The following is a 21,358-nucleotide window of genomic DNA, read 5'->3' as shown; positions in this document are numbered from 1 at the left end:
TGAATTGATCTACATCAATTTTTAAGGAGCCTTGAGTCCGTATATTCGTGTAAAATAAAATATCATGAAAAAAATACTTTTTGTTATAACAAGCAACGATAAATTAGGAGATACGGGAAACAAAACTGGATTTTGGATAGAAGAATTCGCAGCCCCTTATTATAAGCTAAAAGATGCAGGTTTCGACCTTACTTTAGCTTCACCAAAAGGTGGACAACCTCCAATAGACCCTAATTCTGAAACTGAAGATGCTGCTACAAAAGCAACAGAGCGTTTCAATTTAGATAAAGAAGCTCAAACCTTACTTTCCAATACTTACCAATTATCAGAAATTAAAGAATCTGATTATGATGCTATTTTTTATCCTGGTGGTCATGGTGTACTTTGGGATTTAGTGGAGAATAAAAAATCAAAAGAATTGATTGAATCTTTCAACGCTAATAAAAAGCCACTAGCATTTGTTTGTCATTCCCCTGCAATATTAAAAAATATAAAAGGCACAGATGGGCATCCACTAGTGAAAGATAAAAAAGTAACAGGTTTTACCAATCAAGAAGAGGACGCTGTACAATTATCGAGTGTTGTTCCATTCCTATCAGAAGATATGCTAATCGAAAATGGAGGTGTATACACTAAAATTGAAGACTGGCATCCTTATGCTGTAGAAGACGGAAACTTGATTACTGGTCAAAATCCTGCTTCATCAGAAAAAGTAGCTGAACTTTTAGAAAAACAACTTAATGCATAATTTCATGCTTTGAGTATAGTCAATTTAAGCCTCCTTTCCGGGAGGCTTTTTTAATGGGTAATACTCATTTTCCCATATATTCCAATTAGGTTTTGGTTACCTTTGCATCATAATTTTGATTATGTTCTCCCTACCGCATCATTTCGATATAAGAGTTGATCCAGAAGTTGCTCATGATACTGAAGGCTTAAGAAAAGCTATTACTCAGCATCTCGATATTCCATTCAGCGACCTTTTAGATTTTAAGATTCTTAAACGTTCGATTGATGCTAGAGCGAGGCAAATTAAGTTTCAGTTACGCATTGCGTATTATGTAAAAGGTGAACAGGTGAATTGGCCATCGCTACCAGAAAAAAAGTATCAACACACCAACGAACAGAATTCTAGAGTCATTGTAGTGGGAAGTGGGCCCGCAGGACTTTTTGCAGCTTTAAAGCTTCTTGAAGAAGGTCTAAAACCTATTGTCTTAGAACGCGGAAAAGAGGTAAGAGCCAGGCGCCGAGATTTAGCAAAAATCAACAAAGAGCATTTGGTAAATCCAGAATCCAATTACTGTTTTGGAGAAGGGGGTGCTGGCACCTATTCAGACGGTAAGCTATACACCCGTTCTGGTCATAAAAAAGCCATTAAAGAAGTGCTGGAAATTTTTGTTGATCATGGTGCAAGTGAAGATATCCTCGTGGATGCACATCCTCATATCGGTACTAATAAACTACCTGATATTATCACGAAGATGCGAGAAACGATTTTGAATTTTGGTGGAGAAATACATTTTAACACTAAACTGACTGACTTTATCATAGATAAAAATCGACTTGTAGGCGTGGAAGTTAACCAAAACCAAAATATCTATGCAGAGGCTTGTATTCTAGCCACTGGACATTCCGCAAGGGATATATTTTATCTACTTCATAACCGAAACATAAAGATAGAATTCAAAACCTTTGCTATGGGAGTTCGTGTAGAGCATCCCCAATCCTTGATAGATCAAATTCAATATAAAACACCAGAACGAGGCGATTATCTACCACCTTCAGCTTATAGTTTAGTCGAGCAAGTAGATGATAAAGGAGTGTATTCCTTTTGTATGTGTCCTGGAGGCATAATCGCCCCGTGTGCTACTTCCCCGGGAGAAGTAGTCACCAATGGGTGGTCACCCTCCAAGAGAAATAATCCTTATGCCAATTCCGGGATTGTAGTAACTGTTGATAACGAGCAATTGGAAGATTATCAAAAATATGGACCATTAAAAGGTTTGAAATTTCAAGAAGATATTGAGAAAAAATGCTGGACATTAGCTGGTGAATCTCAAAATGTTCCAGCACAACGACTTCAGGATTTTATAAAAAAGAGAAAATCTGACTCCATCCCCAAAAATTCTTATCAACCTGGAACAACTTCAGTAGAAATGGATGCTATTTTTCCTGAAACCATAACAAAAAGACTTCGACAAGGTTTTATAAAGTTTTCTCAAAAAATGAAAGGCTTTGACCATCCTGATGCTGTTATTTTAGCTCCAGAGTCTAGAACGTCTTCTCCTGTAAGAATTCCGAGAGATAACGATACTTTAGAACATCCTGACTTAAAAGGCTTTTACCCTTGTGGCGAAGGAGCAGGATACGCTGGGGGAATTGTTTCAGCTGCATTGGATGGCGAGCGTTGTGCCATTGCCATAGCAAAAGTATTGGTAGATTCTCCTCAAATTTCTAAATAAAAAACTGCCTATTTGAAGTAAATAGGCAGTAACAAACTAAAACTAAAAATAAATTAATCAGCTTGATATATCTCTAAAACCCTAGCTGAAGGATCTTTAACATCCCCACACCATTTAGGCAACCACTGATATGGAGTTAGTTGAAAGTGTGATTTATAATAATATTCAAACGTTTTGAGATAGTAATACGCTTCTTTTGTTGCGGGTTCAGGAGAATATTTAAACTTTTCAGTTTGAAATTCTTCGTCAGAAACTAAAGTATTGACGTGCTCTTGAATAATAGCACTCCAAGATTTTTGCTTACTACTCACGCTATCTGAAAACCCGTTTTTACGACGCCATAGTACTTCCTCTGGAATTAAGTTTTCCTTTTCAAAAGCTTTTCTAATCAGGTACTTTTCAATTTTTTGGTCAGAAAACATTCTGCTTTCAGGAGGAATAGACATGAAGAATTTCACAAAAGCTTTGTCTGCAAAGGGAACTCTTGCTTCTAGTCCTGCGTTTGAAATTGACCTATCCGCTCTCTTCATATCAAAAAACTGAATATCCTTGAGCAATCTAATAGATTCTTGTTGGAAACTCTCTGAGTCTGGTGCATTTTGAAAATACAGATAAGATCCAAATTCATCTGCAGTTTCTCCAGAGAATAAAACTTTCACATCGGAGTGGTCTCTTACGTATTTGGCGACGAGTTGGTGACCTACCGAAGCGCGTATAGTAGTGACATCATAACTTCCTAACATATAAACGGTATGTTCTAGTTCGTCTAAGAAATCTTGTTCTGTACAAACGATGCTATGGTGTTTACTTCCTATATGATCTGCAACTTTTTTGGCAGCAACAATATCTGGACTTCCTTCTAAACCAATAGAAAACGTTTCCAATTGTTTCCCTTTTTCTTTTAATTTTCTTGCCAGTATTCCTGCAACAAGGCTACTGTCCAAACCTCCGCTTAATAAGCAGCCTAAAGGTCTTTCACTCATCATCCGTTTTTCAACAGATTGAGTTAATAATTCATTGATTTTTTTACAGTACTCCTCCTCAGTGAGATCTGTAGTGTCATAATCATGAAAAAAGTAAGGTATCACTTTATCCGTATAGGAATTCCAATAATGACCTGGAGGAAATTGGTTTAGTTCTTTTGAAAAGCTAATAGCTTTGCTTTCTGACGAAAAATATATTTCAGAATCGTGATACCCCATATACATGCCTCTCACGCCTAAATGATCTCTTGCAGCAATATACAAATCCTTGGATTCGTCGTAAAGAACAAAAGCAAACTCCCCATCTATTTCTAGAAGCATTTTTTCTTCACCTATTAATTGATATAAATCAATAAGAATTTCACAATCCGATCCTGTCTCTAACTTAATATCATATTTATCTGCTAATTCTAAATAATTAAATATTTCTGCGTTGGCCACTAGCCAAACTCCATTTTTATACATCGGTTGGTTTCCCATTGGTGTTAAGCCATTTATGGCTAAACGGTGAAAACCAAAATAGGTGTTTTTTTTAATAGTTTTAAAGTCTGAGGAGTCTGGTCCACGATGTTTGATTTTCATGAACTCATCCACTAAAAATTGACTAGATTTTGCACTTTCGATGGCTACAAATATTCCACACATAACAGATTTTATTTAATTAATATAAAGCAAATAAGAGATAATACTTAATATAAAACAATATAAAAGCTATAATTATTAAAAATAAGTTTTAATTTAGCTTATTACTAAAAAATATAAAGATGATAGATGTAACTGATAGGAAAATCTTAAATATATTAAGTAAGGACGCTAAGGCCTCTCTTAAGCTAATTGGAAACGAATGCAACATGAGTGCTACAGCAGTCCATCTTCGGGTGAAAAAACTGGAGGAACAAAAGATTATTACTGGTTCGAAGAGTGTTATAGATACTTATTTATTGGGCTATCAAACTCAAAGTTTTATCGGTATTTACTTCAATAAAGCCAATATTTACAGGAAAGTAAGTCAAGCCTTGTATGAAATTGATGAAGTAGTAGAATGCAATTATACAACGGGGAACTTTTCGCTATTAGTCAAAGTAATATGTAGAGACAATAAGCACCTCACCGAAGTTTTAAGCAACAAGATTCAAACAATAGATGGTGTCGCTAGAACTGAAACCTTTATTTGTTTGGAGCAGACCTTTACTAGAGAAATAGAATTTTAGAGTTAATGATACCGAGTTAATGCATTGATTTTTTTTCTAAAAACTTATTCCTTATGATTTGATCTACAGATACGTTTGTAATTTTACTTTCCAACCAAGATATAATATCTAGATATAAAAATGCTCTACGCTCATAAGGGTCATCTTCGTATTTCTTGAGTTTTTCTAAAACTTCTCTAAAAGCTGATTTGAGGTCGTGAGGAAAAATATCTGGTAAGGCTTTCATAAAACTGATAATTTCCTTTTGCACATCATTCAACTCGTTCATTTTGATAAGAAACTTATAAGTACTTCTCAAATGTGACTCCAAGTGGTAATCCATACCGGCGTCATAATGTGCGAAGAGATTTAATATTCTTGAGAAACACATCAAATCTTCTCTCATGATTAAAGATTTGTTGGAAATAATTTTATCCAAATAATGTATACACTCTTTATTGTTTCCTACACAAAAATGAAGGCTGGCTATTTTGTAATAGAAAACCATAATGTGGTGTTCATCAATTCTGTTTTGAAAATACTTTATACCCTTTAGGATATTAGTCACTAAGCTAAGCCCCTCTTCAAATAAACCTTTTATAAAACAAAGGTTTAATCTATCGGTATTTAGATATAAAAAGACTAGCCCCTCAATATTATCATCTTTTGGAAATGATTTTTTTGAAATATTCATTTCCATGTTTTCCAACACAATTTCAAACCTTTTGTGATCTTGTATATAAAATAAAGATTCCAACAGGTATTGATTTCCTTTTAAAAACCAAACAGGGTTGAGGGAAATCATTTTAGTATAATCTTGAAATAATTCTACCCATTTTTTGGAATATTTATAACAGGCTATGAAATCTTGGATTAAAAAACTCAACCATAAGTAAGAATTATAAAGCCATAGTTTTTCTCTAAATCCTAAATCCTTTATATCAAATTTTGGTAAATTAGAATTAAAGTAGTGAAGAACTTCAACTTTCTCTTTGTCACTTTTTACATAGCCTGACTTTAAAATAATACTATAAAGTTTAAGTGACAAATTAGATAAACTACTCGCAATCAAGTTGAGATGGCTAAATCTGCTGGACTGCTCAATCAAATCATCTGCTCTACTTTCAATACTTCTGGTGATATACTGAGACTCTATAAGTTTTTCTAACTCAACAATCTCAAACACTAAATTCTTTTCTTCATGGCTTACCGCTATTTCTTTAGCTTTACCTAAGATTTTTAGACTTTGCTTATACAAACCCTTATGGTAAAGAATAGTAGCAAATTCTGTTTGTTCTCTTATTTGTGAACGTACATTCTGATGAAAAGGATTAAGCTTAAGGCTAATTAAAATCTGCTTATATAAATGTGCTTTTACATTGGCTAATTGTTGTTTTTTTACAAAGCCCGTCGTCAAAATATCCTTTTCCTTGTACTTAGAAGCCTTTTCCAAAAAGTTGAATAAATTCAAAAATTTTGAATCCTCATTATCTTCCAATCGACCTACATAAAGCTTAAACTGGCGCTTTTCAGATTTGGTTAAAGACTTTATCAATAAAAATAGGTTGTCTTTTTGATCTTTAATCATCAATGAAATTTTTATATACAATACTAATTATCAGTGTCTTACTTAAAATAACAGGAGTTGAACATCGTAAAAATACCAATTACCGGTTATTTTTCAACGGTAATAACATATAGTTTTGAAATAGAAACATATAAATAATTTTGATATGTCACATGATAAAGTTGAAATTTTCGATACTTCATTAAGAGATGGAGAGCAAGTTCCTGGATGTAAGCTTAATACCGAGCAAAAGCTCATTATTGCCAAAGAGCTTGATGAGTTAGGCGTAGATGTTATTGAAGCAGGATTTGCCGTATCGAGTCCTGGTGACTTCAACTCTATTGTTGCTATTTCTAAACTCGTTAAAAATGCTAGAGTATGTAGCTTAAGTCGAGCGGTTGAAAACGATATTAAGGTTGCTGCAGAATCTATTGCCTATGCTAAAAGACCAAGAATCCATACAGGTATAGGGACTTCAGACTCTCACATAAAATATAAATTTAAATCCAACAGAGAAGAAATCATACAACGAGCTTACGATGCCGTAAGTTATGCTAAAACTTTTGTCGAAGATGTTGAATTTTATGCTGAAGATGCGGGTCGTACCGACAACGACTACCTAGCTAAAGTATGTGAAGTTGCTATAAAAGCAGGAGCTACTGTATTAAACATACCTGATACTACAGGGTATTGTTTACCTAGCGAATATGGTGCAAAAATCAAGTACCTTAAAGAGAATGTAAAGAATATTGATAAAGCCATTATTTCTTGTCATTGTCACAATGACTTAGGGCTTGCTACTGCCAATTCTATAGAAGCCATCAAAAATGGCGCAAGACAAGTAGAATGCACCATTAATGGCATAGGAGAACGTGCTGGAAATACAGCTTTGGAAGAAATCGTAATGATTTTGAAACAACATCCTTACTTAAATTTTGACACTAATATCAATACCAAACATCTTTTTAAATTAAGTCAGTTAATTTCTAAGCACATGGGTATTTACCCACAACCTAATAAAGCAATAGTGGGAGCCAATGCCTTTGCACATAGTTCTGGAATTCACCAAGATGGGGTTATCAAAAGAAGAGATACTTATGAAATAATAGACCCTGCCGATGTAGGTGTTACAGAATCTGCTATTATTCTTACTGCTAGAAGCGGTAGGGCTGCTCTAGCCTATAAAGCTAAAAACGTAGGCTATGATTTAACTAAACTACAACTGGATGAAGTCTACGCTAACTTCTTAAATTTTGCAGATCAGCGTAAAGAAGTTAATGATGAGGACATTCACCAAATTATAGAAACAAGCAAAGTTTACAGAGATATTATGTCGGCTTAAAGATAAAACTATGAGTAAAACATTATTTGAAAAGGTCTGGGATGCACATGTTGTAGATACAATCGAAGATGGTCCCCAGATTTTATATATCGATAAGCATTTAATCCATGAGGTCACCAGTCCACAAGCTTTTCAAGAACTAGAGAGAAGAAATATTCCAGTTTTCAGACCTAAAGAAATTGTTGCCACAGCAGACCATAATACCCCAACTGTGGATCAACATTTACCAGTGAAGGACGAATTGTCAAGAAAACAACTTGCTCAATTATCCGAAAATTGTAAAAAGAACAACATAAAGCTATACGAACTTGGACATAAATACAATGGTATAGTCCATGTTATAGCTCCAGAATTGGGGATTACCCAACCTGGCATGACTATAGTTTGTGGTGATTCACACACGTCTACACATGGGGCCTTTGGTAGCATTGCATTTGGGATTGGAACAAGCCAAGTGACTCAAGTATTTGCAAGTCAGTGTTTGTTACTGACCAAGCCAAAAAGCATGAGAATAAAAGTAAATGGAACTTTGAAAAATGGGGTCCTCCCCAAGGATGTGATTCTATACATCATCTCTAAGCTAGGAACCAATGTTGGAACTGGGTATTTCTGTGAATACGCAGGAGAGGTATTTGAAAACATGTCCATGGAAGGTCGAATGACCGTTTGTAATATGAGCATTGAAATGGGTGCTAGAGGCGGAATGATTGCTCCTGACCAAACTACTTTTGATTATGTAAAAGGTAAAAAGTTTGCCCCTAAAGCTGAGAAATGGAAGTCTTCACTTCATTATTGGAAGACTTTACCAACTGATAAGGATGCCATTTTTGATAAAGAATTCGTTTTTGAAGCTGAAGATATTGACCCGATGATCACCTTTGGTACAAACCCTGGAATGAGCATTAAAGTAGGGCAGAAAATTCCTAACAAAAAAGATGCTTCTTTTGAAAAATCTTTGAAATATATGAATTTTCAAAAGGGTGAAGACATGGCAGGCAAACCTATCAATTATGTATTTATAGGGAGCTGTACAAATTCTAGAATTGAGGACTTTAGAGTTGTTGCCCATTATGTAAAAGGAAAGCAAAAGGCTAAAAACGTGACCGCTTGGCTTGTTCCAGGCAGCAAACAGGTAGAAAACCAGATTGAAAAAGAAGGCTTAAAAGATATATTCCAAAAGGCAGGATTTGAATTACGACAACCTGGCTGCAGTGCTTGTTTGGCTATGAATGATGATAAAATTCCCGAAGGTGAATATTGTGTATCTACCTCAAATAGGAATTTTGAGGGAAGACAAGGTCAAGGCTCTAGGACTATTTTAGCAAGCCCTTTGGTTGCAGCTGCTGCAGCTATTGAAGGTAGAATTGTAGATATTACTAAACAACTGAACTAAAATGGAAAAGTTTACAACACTAAACTCAAGAGCTATTCCACTGGATATTGAAAATGTCGATACAGATCAAATCATCCCAGCGCGTTTTTTAAAAACTACAAGTCGAGAAGGTTTTGGAGAAAACTTTTTTAGAGATTGGAAATACGATAAAAATGGATCAGAACGATCTGATTTTGTTTTAAACGACAAACGCTACTCTGGTCGTGTTTTAATAGCTGGCGATAATTTTGGCTGTGGATCCAGTCGAGAACATGCTGCATGGGCACTTTCAGATTATGGTTTTAAAGGGATCGTTTCTAGTTTTTTTGCGGATATTTTTAAAGGAAATGCCCTCAATAATGGTTTGTTACCCATTCAGGTAAGTCCCGATTTCCTTAAGGATATCATGAAATTGATTTCTGAAAAGCCTGAAACGCGAGTAAGTGTAGATCTTGAAAGTCAAAGTATTTCTATAGAAAATTCAAAGCTTAAGGAAAGTTTTAAAATTGACACTTATAAAAAAACTTGCATGATCAATGGGTATGATGACATTGACTTTTTATTGAGTAAAAAAGATAAAATAGAACACTTTGAGAATCAAAGAAAGTTACTTAACGTTTATGATTGATGGGTTTGTGTGAGTTTTGTTTCTTTTAATTAAAGAAAAAACCAAGTTTTGAAAGCGCGACTTTATGCTCGTATTAACAAATAATAATAAACGCAAAAAAATAATAATAATTATAAAAAATATTAAAGATGAAATTGAATATAGCTGTTTTAGCCGGAGATGGAATTGGACCGGAAGTAAGCGATCAAGCTATTAAAGCATTGGATGCAATTGCTTTGGAATTTGACCACAAGTTTTCGTTTAACTATGCCAAGGTTGGGGGTGCTGCGATTGATGAATATGGAGATCCCTTCCCACAAGAGACCTTAGAGCTTTGTAAAACTAGCGATGCTATATTGTTTGGAGCGATTGGTGATCCAAAATACGATGATGCTGAAATACGTCCAGAACAAGGTTTACTTAAAATGAGAAAAGAATTAGGTCTATTTGCAAACATAAGACCTGTAAAAGCTTTTGACTCATTATTGGATAAGTCCCCCCTTAAAGCACATCTAATAAAAGATGTTGATATCAGTATTTATCGAGAATTAACGGGTGGAATTTATTTTGGAAAAAAAGAGGTAAGTCAGGATGGTAATTATGCCTCTGATTTGTGTGAATATTCCAAAAAAGAAATTGAACGCTTAGCTCATTTAGCTTTTAAAGCAGCTAAAACTAGACGCCAAAAGGTCACCTTAATTGATAAAGCTAATGTCCTAGAAACTTCTCGCCTTTGGAGACGAACCGTTACAGAACTTTCCAAAGCTTATCCTGAGGTTAAACTGGAGTATTTGTATGTAGATAATGCTGCGATGCAAATGATATTGAACCCTAAACAATTCGACGTGATTTTGACAGAGAATATGTTTGGCGATATTATAAGTGATGAAGCAAGTGTTATCGGTGGCTCTATAGGTTTAATACCCTCAGCTTCTATTGGAGATAAGTACGCTTTATTTGAGCCTATTCATGGCTCCTACCCTGAGGCTACTAGAAAAGGCATTGCCAATCCTATCGCAGCTATTTTATCTGCAGCTATGCTTTTAGAACATTTTGGACTATTTGATGAGGCTGAAATAATTAATTATGCCGTAGAAAAATCACTGAAATTGGGCATCACTACCCCAGATTTAGGTATAAAACATGAGGAAATCTCGACTTCAAAAGTCGGTGACTTTATAGCTGATTTCATCAGTAACCCAACTGACTCCAACCATAATTTTATAAATATTCATATTGGACAGTCAACCATAATTTAGGCTTTACAATTTCTTTTATTAACAACTTCCAAAACACAGCATTTCTTTAGAAATGCTGTGTTTTAGTTTGGAAATTTAGCTTTTATTTCTTCTAAACAGAGATTTCCTATACTGCCTTCGTGAGTGTGGCTTTTAGCAGAATCCGAAGTATAGGTCCCTTCTTCAACTTGCTTCCCTATAGTTTGATAAGCTTCTCTAAATGACATTCCTTCAATTACCAGATTATTTATGCTATCTACAGTAGATAAATGCTGGTATTTTTCATCCGTTAAATCAATGTCTTTTACAATCACTTTTTGAATAGTATAATTAAAAATGTCAAGTATGTCTTTTACATCTTCAACTGCTGCAATGCTGTTTTCTTTTAGTAGTTGGAAGTCTCTATGATAACCGCTTGGCAAATTATTGGTAATTAAAACCATCTCGGTATGTAAAGCTTGAATTTTGTTGCATTTCCCTCTTATAAGCTCAAAAACATCAGGGTTTTTTTTATGTGGCATAATACTACTCCCTGTAGTCAACTGGTCTGGAAATCCAATAAATCCAAAATTCTGACTGTTATACAAACAGATATCCATAGCAAAACGCGACATAGTATTGCATAAACTTCCCAGAGCTAATGCTAAAGTTCGTTCGCTTTTACCACGACTCATTTGAGCAGCTACCACATTGTATTTTAATGTCGAAAAGCCTAGTTCTTTGGTTGTAAACTCCCTATTTATGGGGAATGAACTTCCATATCCAGCAGCGGAACCCAAAGGGTTCTGGTCTACCGTTTTTAAGGCAGCATCCAATAAAAAGACATCGTCTATTAACTGTTCAGCATAGGCTGAAAACCACAAACCAAAAGAGGAAGGCATAGCCACTTGTAAATGGGTGTAACCAGGAAGCAAAGAGTTTTTATGAGAGTCTGCAAGCGATAGAAGCGTGTCGAAAAAAGTTTTCGTTTTCGTTTTAATTTCCTTTAAATGATCTTTATAAAACAACTGTAAAGCGACCAAAACTTGATCGTTTCTAGAACGTGCCGTGTGAATTTTTTTACCGACTTCACCTAAACTAGTGGTCAACTCAAATTCAATTTTAGAATGAACGTCTTCAAACTGAGGTTCAATTGTAAAAGTACCTTTTTCAATTTGTTGTGCTAAACCTTTTAAACCTTGTTCTAATAGAATTAATTCGTCACCAGTTAAAATACCGATGTGCCTTAACATTTTAGCATGTGCTAGAGATGCTTGAACATCGTATTTAGCAATATGTAAATCGATTTCACGGTCGTTACCAACAGTAAATTGTTCTATTTTTTTGTCGATTGAAATACCTTTGTCCCAAAGTTTCATAAGTGTAGTTTTACTAGTTCCAATTTCAGTTTTATAGTACTTTTTTTAATAAACTAATGTAGGTTTTAATCCCATCTTCAATTTCATTTACATAAATAAATTCATCTGCAGTATGCGATCGCGTACTGTCGCCTGGACCTAATTTTAACGAAGGGCAAGTTAATATCGCTTGGTCTGAGAGCGTTGGTGAGCCATAGGTTGTCCTTCCCAATTCTGTACCCGCTTTCACCAATTCGTGTTCGAGAGGAATAGAAGAAGAGTTTAATCGAGTACTTCGAGGTATAATACTTGAGCAAGGTGCATTTTCTTGAAGAGTTTGTACAATTTCCTCGTTGGTATAGCATTCGTTCACTCTCACGTCGACGACCAACTCCACCTCCCCTGGTATTGCGTTGTGTTGTTTACCTGCCTTTATTTGTGTTACGGTCATTTTTACATCACCTAAAACAGACGATGTTCGTTCAAATTTATAATCTTGAAACCATTGTAAAACGGGTATGCAGTTATAAATAGCATTGTCGGTATTAGGATGAGCAGCATGACTAGGTGTACCTTTTATTTTAGCATCAAAAACAACCAAGCCTTTTTCGGCAACAGCAAGCTGCATTAAGGTGGGTTCACCAACAATAGCCACCTCTATTTTGGGAATAATGGTCAACATACTATTCAAACCATTATCGCCACTGTTTTCCTCTTCAGCAGAGGCTACGATGACTAAGTTGTACTTCAAGTCTTTCTTTGCATAAAAATAGGCGAAAGTGGCTAATAAAGAGACCAGACATCCCCCAGCATCATTACTTCCCAATCCATATAGCTTTCCGCCTTCAACCACAGCCTCAAATGGATCCTTGGTGTAACCACTATTAGGTTGCACAGTATCGTGATGGGAGTTGAGTAAAATCGTGGGTTTACTTTCATCAAAATATTCATTGGTTGACCAAATATTATTTTTTTGACGGTTAAAAGGAATGCTCTGATGTTGAAACCAATGCTCTATAAGTTGCGCTGTATGTTCCTCTTCAAAAGAAAAAGATGGCGTTTCTACGAGTTGTTTCAATAAGTTGATGGCTTTAGTTGTTAGTTTATCTATCATTTTGTTATGCTTGTAAAATATGTAAATGGGTTAAAAATCATTTCAGATTTGCCAATGCAGACTTTATTGACTCTATGATTAATGGCATTTATGCTATTCTTAATTTTAGGAAGCATACCATCGGAAATTATTTTATTTTGAATTAACTCTTGCACATTATCTGGAGTTATGGATTCTATAACTGAAAATTCATCGTTTATATCCCTTAAAACTCCACTTTTTCCAAAACAGTAATATAATTCTGTTTGGTAGGTCTTAGCCAAAGCGATAGCTAATTCTGAAGCAATGGTATCGGCATTGGTGTTTAAAAGTTGTCCATTTTTATCATGTGTAATGGCACAAAATACTGGCGTTATATTTTGGTTAATCAATAATTCCAGAACTTCTGTATTGACTTGAGTCACATCGCCTGCAAATCCAAAATCAACAGGAGTAGTAGGTCTTTTTGTAGAAATGATGCTATTTCCATCTGCACCCGAAAACCCGATAGCGTTGCATTGGTTAGCCTGAAGATTTACAACTATGTTTTTATTGATTTTACCAGCATACATCATAACAATTATATCTAGAGTGTGGACATCGGTTATACGTCTGCCATCAATCATTTTAACTTCTACACCCATTTTTTGAGCCAAATCTGTCGCCAATTTTCCACCACCATGGACCAAAAGTTTAGGGCCTTTAAGGTTTGAAAAGTCTTTTAGAAAGCCTAACAAAGCTTCATTATCATCTATGATATTCCCGCCGATTTTAATGACTTTAAGTGTTTTCATTCCCATACTAATCTTCCCAGAGGGAAGGGTTTTATTTATTTAAATCTTCTACGAGTTGCATCAAAACCACCTGTGCAGCGTAAGTTCTGTTATTAGCTTGTTGCATCACTATGGACTTGTCACTATCTAAAACAGCATCTTCAACAACCACATTCCGCCTTACAGGTAAGCAATGCATAAATTTCGCATTGCCTAGTTTAGCTTTGGTCATTCTCCAGTTGTTATCTTGAGATAAAATCTGACCATATTCCTTATAACTACTCCAATTTTTTACATAAACAAAATCAGCATCTTTCAAGGCTTCTTCTTGATTGTAATTAATCTGTGAGTGTTTAGTAATTTCAGGGTTTAACTCATAGTCTTTAGGATGCGTGATACAAAAATCAACCTCCAAAAGCTGCATCATTTCAACAAATGAATTGGGTACAGCTTGAGGCAAAGCTTTTGGATGTGGTGCCCAAGACAATACCACTTTAGGCTTTCGTTTTGTGCTTAATTCTGAAATTGTTATCGCATCTGCCAATGCTTGTAAAGGATGTGACATTGCACTTTCCATATTAATAACTGGAACCGATGCATATTTTACAAAGCTATTCAACACATATTCAGACTCGTCCTTTTTCTTGTCTTTTAGAGTTGGAAATGCCCGAACTGCAATCACATCTGCATATTGCGAAATAACTTGAGCCGCCTCTTTAATATGTTCAGAAGTATTGGTGTTCATAACAGTACCATCTTCAAATTCTAACTGCCATGCATCGTTTACATTTAAAATCATCACTTCCATACCCAAGTTTCTAGCAGCTTTTTCTGTGCTTAATCGGGTACGTAAGCTGGCATTAAAAAATAACATGACTAAGGTTTTATGCTTGCCTAATTCCGAATAAAGAAAAGGATTGTTTTTCAGCGATATGGCTTGCATAATAGTCTCACTAAGATTTGAAATATCTGATATAGTGGTATATTTTTTCATTTTACAATTCTAGTTTTAGGGCTTCAAATAAGAAGTCTATATGTTTTTTTTGAATAGTCAAAGGTGGGAGAATTCTAATGAGATTAGGATTTTTAGAACTTCCTGTAAATATGTGTTGATGATAAAGAAGATTTTTCCTTAACATAGCAACGGGAAAATCGAACTCCAAACCTAGCATCAATCCACGTCCTTTAACAGCTTTTAATTTTGGGATTTTTTCAGCTTTACCAACAAAATAATTAGACATTTCTTTGGCATTTTGCATCAAGTTTTCATTCTCTAAGACGTCTAGGACAGAAAGCGTAGCTGCACAAGCTAAATGGTTTCCTCCAAAAGTAGTGCCTAACAGTCCGTAAGATGCTTGGATACTTGGGTGGATTAAAATACCACCAACTGGGAAGCCGTTGCCCATGCCTTTCGCTATTGAAATAATATCCGGTTTAAAATTATGCTTTTCAAAAGCGAAAAAATCACCAGTTCTACCAAAACCAGACTGTACTTCATCAGCAATTAATACTGTATTGTATTGTTTACAAAGTTTTTCTAAACCTTGACAAAACTCAGTTGTACTTTGGTCTAAACCACCAACACCTTGAATGCATTCAACAATGACTGCACAAGTTTCGTTTTGTTTTAGAATATCTTCAACTGCATTTAAGTCACCCAACTCTACAAAATCAACACCTTGTTGAGCATTTAAAGGCGCTACAATCTTTGTATTATCTGTGGCTGCCACCGCTGCCGAAGTACGACCGTGAAAGGAATTTTTAAAGGCTAAAATTCTGTGCTTTTGATTATGAAACGACGCTAATTTTAGAGCATTTTCATTAGCCTCTGCTCCAGAACTACACATAAATAAGTGGTAGCCTTTACAAGCAGAAAGTGCTTCGAGTTTATTAGCCAATTTAGCTTGTAACGGATTCTGAATAGCATTACTATAGAATCCGAGAGTTTGAATTTGTTCTGTGATTGCAGCTACATATGTTGGGTGGGAATGCCCAATAGAAATTACTGCATGTCCACCATAAAGGTCTAAATATTCAATGCCTTTATCATCGTAAACGTAAACATCTTTTGCACTAACAGGTGTAACGTCAAATAATGGATATACTTTAAATATACTCATATCTGTTCTTTTTTAATGTTGTTAATCTTATTAAATGAAGCGACCATACCTTGTATTAGAGATGAGCTCAATCCTTTATGCTCCATTTCATTTAAGCCTTCAATGGTACACCCTTTAGGCGTAGTCACACGGTCAATTTCTTCTTCTGGATGTAGACCATTTGTAATCAATAAATTGGCAGCACCTTCACTGGTATACATAGCCAGTTCCTGGGCCTCTTTAGCATCAAAACCTAGTTGAATTGCGGCTTGAGTTGAGGCGCGAATGAGTCTCATCCAAAAGGCAATTCCACTTGCACAAATTACAGTTGCTGCTTGCATTTGAGATTCTGGAATAGCCAAAGTATGTCCTAATCTATTAAAAATAGCTTCGGCAACTTTTATGCGTTTAGCGCCTTTTTCATTACTACATAAACAGGTCATAGATTTTCCAACAGCAATTGCTGTGTTTGGCATAGCTCGAATAATGAACTGGTCGTTACCAACTAAACCTTCAATCTTTGGAATTAAAAATCCAGTTATTGTTGATATTAAGATGTGATTTTCTGTTAGATAAGGCTTTATATCTATTAGGATTTGTTCAAAATGTGTTGGCTGAACTGCAAAGATTAAAATATCGGATTGTTTTACAGCTTCAAGGTTTTCTGTAGTTAACGTTACGTTTTTATAGCCATCAAATTCTTGAATATCATTCAAATCTCTTTTGGTTAAATATAAAGATGTCATCGCATTATTTGTAAGGAGTCCTTTTGCGATGGACTTCCCTAAATTTCCTGTTCCTATGATTGCGATTTTCATGTTGTTGTGTTTTTTATTAACACCTGACAGGTTTTTAGAACTAACAGGTTTTTGGTGAACTTGTTAAAAATAATTTGCTTTCAACTGTAAGCCTTCTTTTTCATTAAAACCAAAAATCAAATTCATATTTTGAACTGCTTGCCCTGAAGCCCCTTTTAAAAGATTATCAATAATACTTGTAACTAATAGTTTGTCGTTGTGTTTATGTAAATGAAGAATACATTTATTGGTGTTTACCACTTGCTTTAAATGAATAGGATCGTCGGAAACAAAAGTAAATGCTGCATTCTTATAAAAATCTGAATACATTTTTTTTGCTTCTTCTATACTCCCTTCAAACTTTGTGTAAAGTGTAGAGAAAATACCTCTTGAATGATTCCCGCGATTCGGCATAAAATTAATTTCTGAATTAAAATTAGACTGTAATTGATTTACAGTTTGGTTAATCTCCGCTAAATGTTGATGTGTGAATGCTTTGTAATGCGAAAAATTGTTGTCTCTCCAAGCAAAATGTGTTGTTGCTGATAAAGAGGTTCCTGCCCCAGTAGCTCCTGTCACTGCGTTAATATGTAGATCATCTTTTATCCCATTGGATTTGGCTAGTGGTAATAATGCCAATTGAATTGCTGTTGCAAAACAACCTGGATTTGCAATATAATTCGCTTTTTTAATAGCTTCTTTTTGTAATTCTGGCAAACCATAAACAAAGGCTTTTCCATTTAAATTAGAATCTGCTTCTAATCTAAAATCAGTGCTTAAATCAATAATTTTTGTGGTCTCAGAAAAGCTGTTTTTTTCTAAAAATGCTTTAGAATTACCATGACCTAGACATAAAAACAAAACATCAATCTCTGGATTTATTTTGCTTGAAAACATCAAGTCTGTTGACCCAATTAAATCCTGATGGATTTTACTAATTTTATGACCAGCATTGGAAGTGCTGTAAATAAAATTAATGTGAGTTTCAGGATGATTGAGTAGTAGTCTTATCAATTCTCCCGCCGTGTATCCTGCACCGCCTATTATACCTACCTGTATCATGATTCTGAATTTACCTGTTGATAGATTTTATTCTGATTACCAAATATTTTTATGAATCCTTTGGCTTCTGCTGCTGTCCATCCTGTGTTCTCTTCTCCATAACTCCCGAATTTGGCATTCATTAAATCATGCTTAGAATCTATACCATCCAACATAAAATGATAAGGCTTTAAACTCACAACCACATTTCCAGAAACTTTGGCTTGACTGCTTTCTAAAAAGGCCTCCGTATCTCTCATCACCGGATCTAAATACAGACCTTCATGTAAATGCATCCCATAGAAACTAGATAAGTATTCTTTATGCTGAAGTTGCCATTTGGTGAGTGTATGTTTTTCCAGTAAATGATGGGCTTTGATAATAATTAGAGCTGCAGCGGCTTCAAAGCCAACCCTCCCTTTAATGCCAACAATGGTATCCCCTACATGAATATCTCTACCAATCGCATAAGCCGAGGCTAGTTTGTTTAATAACTCGATATTTTTCTCTGGTGAATTTTTAGTGCTGTTTAAAGCTACAAATTCACCTTTTTCAAAGCTTAAGGTAACTTTTTCACCTACTTCTTTTTTAAGTTGTGAAGGATATGCTGATTCTGGTAATGGATTTTGAGAGGTCAAAGTCTCCTTGCCACCAACACTTGTGCCCCACAGTCCTTGATTGATAGAATATTTTGCTTTATCCCATGGCATCTCAATACCATTGGACTTCAAATAATCTATTTCTTCTTGTCTGGTTAATTTTCCATCTCTTATTGGTGTTATAATTTCTATTTCAGGTGCTAAAATTTGAAAGATCATATCAAAACGCACTTGGTCATTACCAGCACCTGTACTGCCGTGAGCTATATATTGGGCATTGATGCTTTTAGCGTATTGAACAATTTCAATAGCTTGAATAATACGTTCAGCACTTACAGACAATGGATAAGTATTGTTTTTTAGAACATTACCATAAATAAGATATTTAATCACCTTTTGATAATAGGATTGAATAGCATCGATATTTTGATAGGTAGCTACACCCATTTTAAGGGCTTTAGCTTTGATTTTTTTAATTTCATCTGAAGTAAATCCTCCTGTATTTACACTTACGGCATGTACTTCGTATCCTGCTTTTGATAGGCTTACTGCACAGTATGAAGTATCTAAACCGCCACTGTAGGCTATAACTAATTTTTTCATTTTTTATCTTTTTTTAGAAAAACGGACTGTTTCAATTCTTTTATTCGCTTCCATATTTTTTTATCAAATGGGTATTTTTTTGTTTTAGGTTCTTGTTTGGCTTTAGGGTCAAAAAGCATTCCTGTGCACAAGCACATTTTCTGATTTGTTCGTTGAAGTATATCGTAATTTTTACAGGTTTGACAACCGTTCCAAAAAGACTGATCATCTGTTAATTCAGAAAAGGTCATAGGTTTGTAACCCAAATCGCTATTCATTTTCAAAACAGCTAATCCCGTGGTAATGCTAAATATTTTAGCGTCTGGGAATTTAATTCTGGATTGATCAAAAATTTTCTGCTTAATCTGTTTTGCCAAGCCAATATTTCGATAATCGGGATCTACAATTAAGCCTGAATTGGCTACAAATTTACCATGGCTCCAAGATTCAATGTAACAGAAGCCTGCAAACTGATCTCCGTCTAAAGCGATAACAGCATCACCCTTTTTCATTTTGGCGTTAATGTATTCAGGCTCTCGCTTAGCGATACCAGTACCCCTAATTTGTGCAGCTTTAGCTATAGCTTGGCAAATAATTTCAGCATAAATACTATGCGACTTATCAGCAATAAGAATTCTCATTGTGATTGATGTTTTAAAAATTAAGAAAAAAAATTAGAGTTTGAAAAGTAGAACCGAACACATCTAAGTTCTGTAGAATAGAATAGCCCCTAGGGGCGACGAAATAGATTAAAAGAACTAATCGTAGGAATAGCAGTCTTAAAACTAATTAGTGAATTTTTATATGTGATGTGAATAGACATAATGATAAAATAAAATTATAATAAAAGAAATTATAGCTTTGGAGAGATAAAAACTAGCTACGGCGGAGAATTTCTATTATTAGATTGTGTGGTAAAATTTTATTTTTGGGTAATTTCATACTTCAAATATAAAATTATTATTCATATAACCAATTAAAGATCAAATATTTATTCCAATTATTAGCGTTAAACTAAAAATTGAAACAAATCTGGTTTATTGTTTAAGTAATCTCCATAAAACTTTTTGTCTTTCATACGCTTTACCAACGGTTCTAAGTCTTCTTTCGATTTCAGTTCTAACCCTACTACTGCGGCACCATTTTCTCTATTGGTTTTTTTAGTATATTGAAAGTAAGTAATATCGTCATCAGGCCCTAAAATTTCAGCAACAAACTGGCGCAAAGCTCCAGCCCTCTGAGGGAATTTGACAATAAAATAGTGTTTTAACTGAGCATACAGCATAGCTCGTTCTTTTATTTCAGCAGTTCGCGTAATATCGTTGTTACTCCCACTTATAATACAGACTACATTTTTACCTTGAATTTCTTCTGCATAATGCTCTAAAGCTGCAATGCTAAGAGCTGCTGCAGGTTCGGCTACAATCGCTTCTTTATTATATAAATCTAATATAGTCTGGCAAATATGACCTTCATCTACAGTTATCATATCGTGCAAGTTTTGCTTGGCAATAGAAAAGGTCAAATCACCTACACGTTTTACAGCCGCTCCGTCTACAAAGCTTTCTATCGTATTCAGTTCAATATTTTTATCATTCTTTATAGAATTTGACATGGAGGGAGCACCTTTAGGCTCTACCCCAATTATTTTGGTAGATGGAGATAAATGTTTAAAAACAGAGGAAAGCCCTGAAGCTAATCCACCGCCTCCAACGGGAAGAAACACATAATCTATTGTTTTTTCTTCAGATTGGTTTATAATTTCAAGACCAACCGTCGCTTGTCCCTCAATGACTTTTGGATCGTTAAACGGATGTATGAAGGTCTGGTTTAATCTGTCGCGTTGTGTCATGGCTGCATGATAAGCATCATCAAAACTATCTCCAACTAGAACGATATTTATAAATTCTTCCCCAAACATTTCCACCTGATCTACTTTTTGATTAGGTGTTGGGCAAGGCATAAAAATTGTTCCTTTAATCTTTAAGACTTTACAAGAGATGGCAACACCTTGGGCATGATTTCCAGCACTAGCGCAAACAATCCCGTTTTTTATTTCATCTTCTGAAAGTGAAGACATTTTATTGTAAGCTCCTCTTATTTTATAGGAACGAACTTGTTGTAAATCCTCTCTTTTGAAAAAAACATTGGAATTGTATTGTTTTGAGTACCTCAAATTATGGCTTAGAGGAGTAACAACGGCAACCCCTTTAAGATTTTCGGATGCTTTTATCACATCCTCAAGTTTTGGAAAATAAGTGGTTTCTACTTCCATT

Annotated in this window: 19 protein-coding genes; 7 read left to right on the top strand and 12 right to left on the bottom strand. The window is 34.9% G+C overall.

The genetic code is table 11. The features are described from left to right. The first annotated feature begins 64 nt into the window (after positions 1–64). Positions 65–748 (top strand): type 1 glutamine amidotransferase domain-containing protein, encoded by a 684-nt coding sequence (locus PGOND44_RS01930; protein WP_003435587.1) that lies wholly within the window; start codon positions 65–67, stop codon positions 746–748. A gap of 121 nt (positions 749–869) precedes the next feature. After that, complete coding sequence (locus tag PGOND44_RS01925) at positions 870–2,462, top strand: NAD(P)/FAD-dependent oxidoreductase (RefSeq protein WP_003435586.1); 1,593 nt, start codon at positions 870–872, stop codon at positions 2,460–2,462. Positions 2,463–2,515: 53 nt separating this feature from the next. Here the strand turns inward: PGOND44_RS01925 and PGOND44_RS01920 are convergent, their stop codons facing one another. After that, positions 2,516–4,090, bottom strand: coding sequence for an asparagine synthase-related protein (locus tag PGOND44_RS01920; RefSeq protein WP_003435585.1), 1,575 nt, complete (start codon positions 4,088–4,090; stop codon positions 2,516–2,518). 119 nt (positions 4,091–4,209) lie between these two features. Here PGOND44_RS01920 and PGOND44_RS01915 point away from each other — a divergent pair, with 119 nt between their 5' ends. Further along, positions 4,210–4,656, top strand: a complete 447-nt coding sequence (locus PGOND44_RS01915; protein ID WP_003435584.1) for an Lrp/AsnC family transcriptional regulator — start codon at positions 4,210–4,212, stop codon at positions 4,654–4,656. 16 nt (positions 4,657–4,672) lie between these two features. On the opposite strand, the gene PGOND44_RS01910 is transcribed toward PGOND44_RS01915, so the two are convergent. Beyond that, the gene (locus PGOND44_RS01910; RefSeq protein ID WP_003435580.1) at positions 4,673–6,223 is read right to left on the bottom strand and encodes a hypothetical protein; all 1,551 of its coding nucleotides are present in this window, start codon (positions 6,221–6,223) and stop codon (positions 4,673–4,675) included. A 145-nt stretch (positions 6,224–6,368) separates the two neighbouring features. Here PGOND44_RS01910 and PGOND44_RS01905 point away from each other — a divergent pair, with 145 nt between their 5' ends. The 4 genes from PGOND44_RS01905 (at position 6,369) to leuB (ending at position 10,782) form a co-directional block, all read left to right on the top strand. Further along, positions 6,369–7,544 carry a 2-isopropylmalate synthase gene (locus tag PGOND44_RS01905; RefSeq protein ID WP_003435579.1) on the top strand — a complete coding sequence of 392 codons (1,176 nt, stop codon included), beginning with the start codon at positions 6,369–6,371 and terminating at the stop codon, positions 7,542–7,544. Between the two features lie 10 nt (positions 7,545–7,554). Next, the gene (gene leuC / locus PGOND44_RS01900) at positions 7,555–8,937 is read left to right on the top strand and encodes a 3-isopropylmalate dehydratase large subunit (RefSeq protein ID WP_003435576.1); all 1,383 of its coding nucleotides are present in this window, start codon (positions 7,555–7,557) and stop codon (positions 8,935–8,937) included. A gap of 1 nt (position 8,938) precedes the next feature. Next, on the top strand, positions 8,939–9,544 hold the full coding sequence (gene leuD, locus PGOND44_RS01895; RefSeq protein WP_003435575.1) for a 3-isopropylmalate dehydratase small subunit: 606 nt from the start codon (positions 8,939–8,941) through the stop codon (positions 9,542–9,544). A gap of 128 nt (positions 9,545–9,672) precedes the next feature. Beyond that, complete coding sequence (leuB, locus tag PGOND44_RS01890; protein WP_003435573.1) at positions 9,673–10,782, top strand: 3-isopropylmalate dehydrogenase; 1,110 nt, start codon at positions 9,673–9,675, stop codon at positions 10,780–10,782. A gap of 62 nt (positions 10,783–10,844) precedes the next feature. On the opposite strand, the gene argH is transcribed toward leuB, so the two are convergent. The 10 genes from argH to ilvA form a co-directional block, all read right to left on the bottom strand. Next, positions 10,845–12,119, bottom strand: a complete 1,275-nt coding sequence (gene argH / locus PGOND44_RS01885; protein WP_003435571.1) for an argininosuccinate lyase — start codon at positions 12,117–12,119, stop codon at positions 10,845–10,847. A gap of 31 nt (positions 12,120–12,150) precedes the next feature. Further along, entirely contained in the window at positions 12,151–13,212 is a 1,062-nt protein-coding gene (locus tag PGOND44_RS01880) for a M20 family metallo-hydrolase (RefSeq protein WP_003435569.1), read from the bottom strand. Next, entirely contained in the window at positions 13,209–13,991 is a 783-nt protein-coding gene (argB, locus tag PGOND44_RS01875; RefSeq protein ID WP_003435565.1) for an acetylglutamate kinase, read from the bottom strand. The genes PGOND44_RS01880 and argB overlap by 4 nt, the downstream gene beginning before the upstream one ends. Before the next feature lie 25 nt (positions 13,992–14,016). Further along, on the bottom strand, positions 14,017–14,958 hold the full coding sequence (locus PGOND44_RS01870) for an N-acetylornithine carbamoyltransferase (protein ID WP_003435563.1): 942 nt from the start codon (positions 14,956–14,958) through the stop codon (positions 14,017–14,019). A 1-nt stretch (position 14,959) separates the two neighbouring features. After that, complete coding sequence (locus tag PGOND44_RS01865) at positions 14,960–16,084, bottom strand: aspartate aminotransferase family protein (protein WP_003435560.1); 1,125 nt, start codon at positions 16,082–16,084, stop codon at positions 14,960–14,962. Continuing rightward, the gene (gene proC / locus PGOND44_RS01860; protein WP_003435555.1) at positions 16,081–16,881 is read right to left on the bottom strand and encodes a pyrroline-5-carboxylate reductase; all 801 of its coding nucleotides are present in this window, start codon (positions 16,879–16,881) and stop codon (positions 16,081–16,083) included. The genes PGOND44_RS01865 and proC overlap by 4 nt, the downstream gene beginning before the upstream one ends. 63 nt (positions 16,882–16,944) lie before the next feature. Continuing rightward, positions 16,945–17,922 carry an N-acetyl-gamma-glutamyl-phosphate reductase gene (gene argC, locus PGOND44_RS01855; protein ID WP_003435554.1) on the bottom strand — a complete coding sequence of 326 codons (978 nt, stop codon included), beginning with the start codon at positions 17,920–17,922 and terminating at the stop codon, positions 16,945–16,947. Next, entirely contained in the window at positions 17,919–19,103 is a 1,185-nt protein-coding gene (argG, locus tag PGOND44_RS01850) for an argininosuccinate synthase (protein ID WP_003435553.1), read from the bottom strand. Before argG ends, argC begins: the two co-directional genes overlap by 4 nt. Next, positions 19,100–19,723 carry a GNAT family N-acetyltransferase gene (locus tag PGOND44_RS01845; RefSeq protein ID WP_003435552.1) on the bottom strand — a complete coding sequence of 208 codons (624 nt, stop codon included), beginning with the start codon at positions 19,721–19,723 and terminating at the stop codon, positions 19,100–19,102. Before PGOND44_RS01845 ends, argG begins: the two co-directional genes overlap by 4 nt. Positions 19,724–20,091: 368 nt before the next feature. Continuing rightward, positions 20,092–21,357, bottom strand: a complete 1,266-nt coding sequence (gene ilvA, locus PGOND44_RS01840) for a threonine ammonia-lyase (RefSeq protein WP_003435551.1) — start codon at positions 21,355–21,357, stop codon at positions 20,092–20,094. Position 21,358 lies beyond the last annotated feature (1 nt).

Origin of the sequence: Psychroflexus gondwanensis ACAM 44, assembly GCF_000355905.1 — a bacterium.
In the GTDB taxonomy this organism is placed as follows: Bacteria; Bacteroidota; Bacteroidia; order Flavobacteriales; family Flavobacteriaceae; genus Psychroflexus; species Psychroflexus gondwanensis.
Note: the sequence above shows the minus strand (reverse complement) of the source record. Positions and strands in the feature narration are given on the sequence as shown.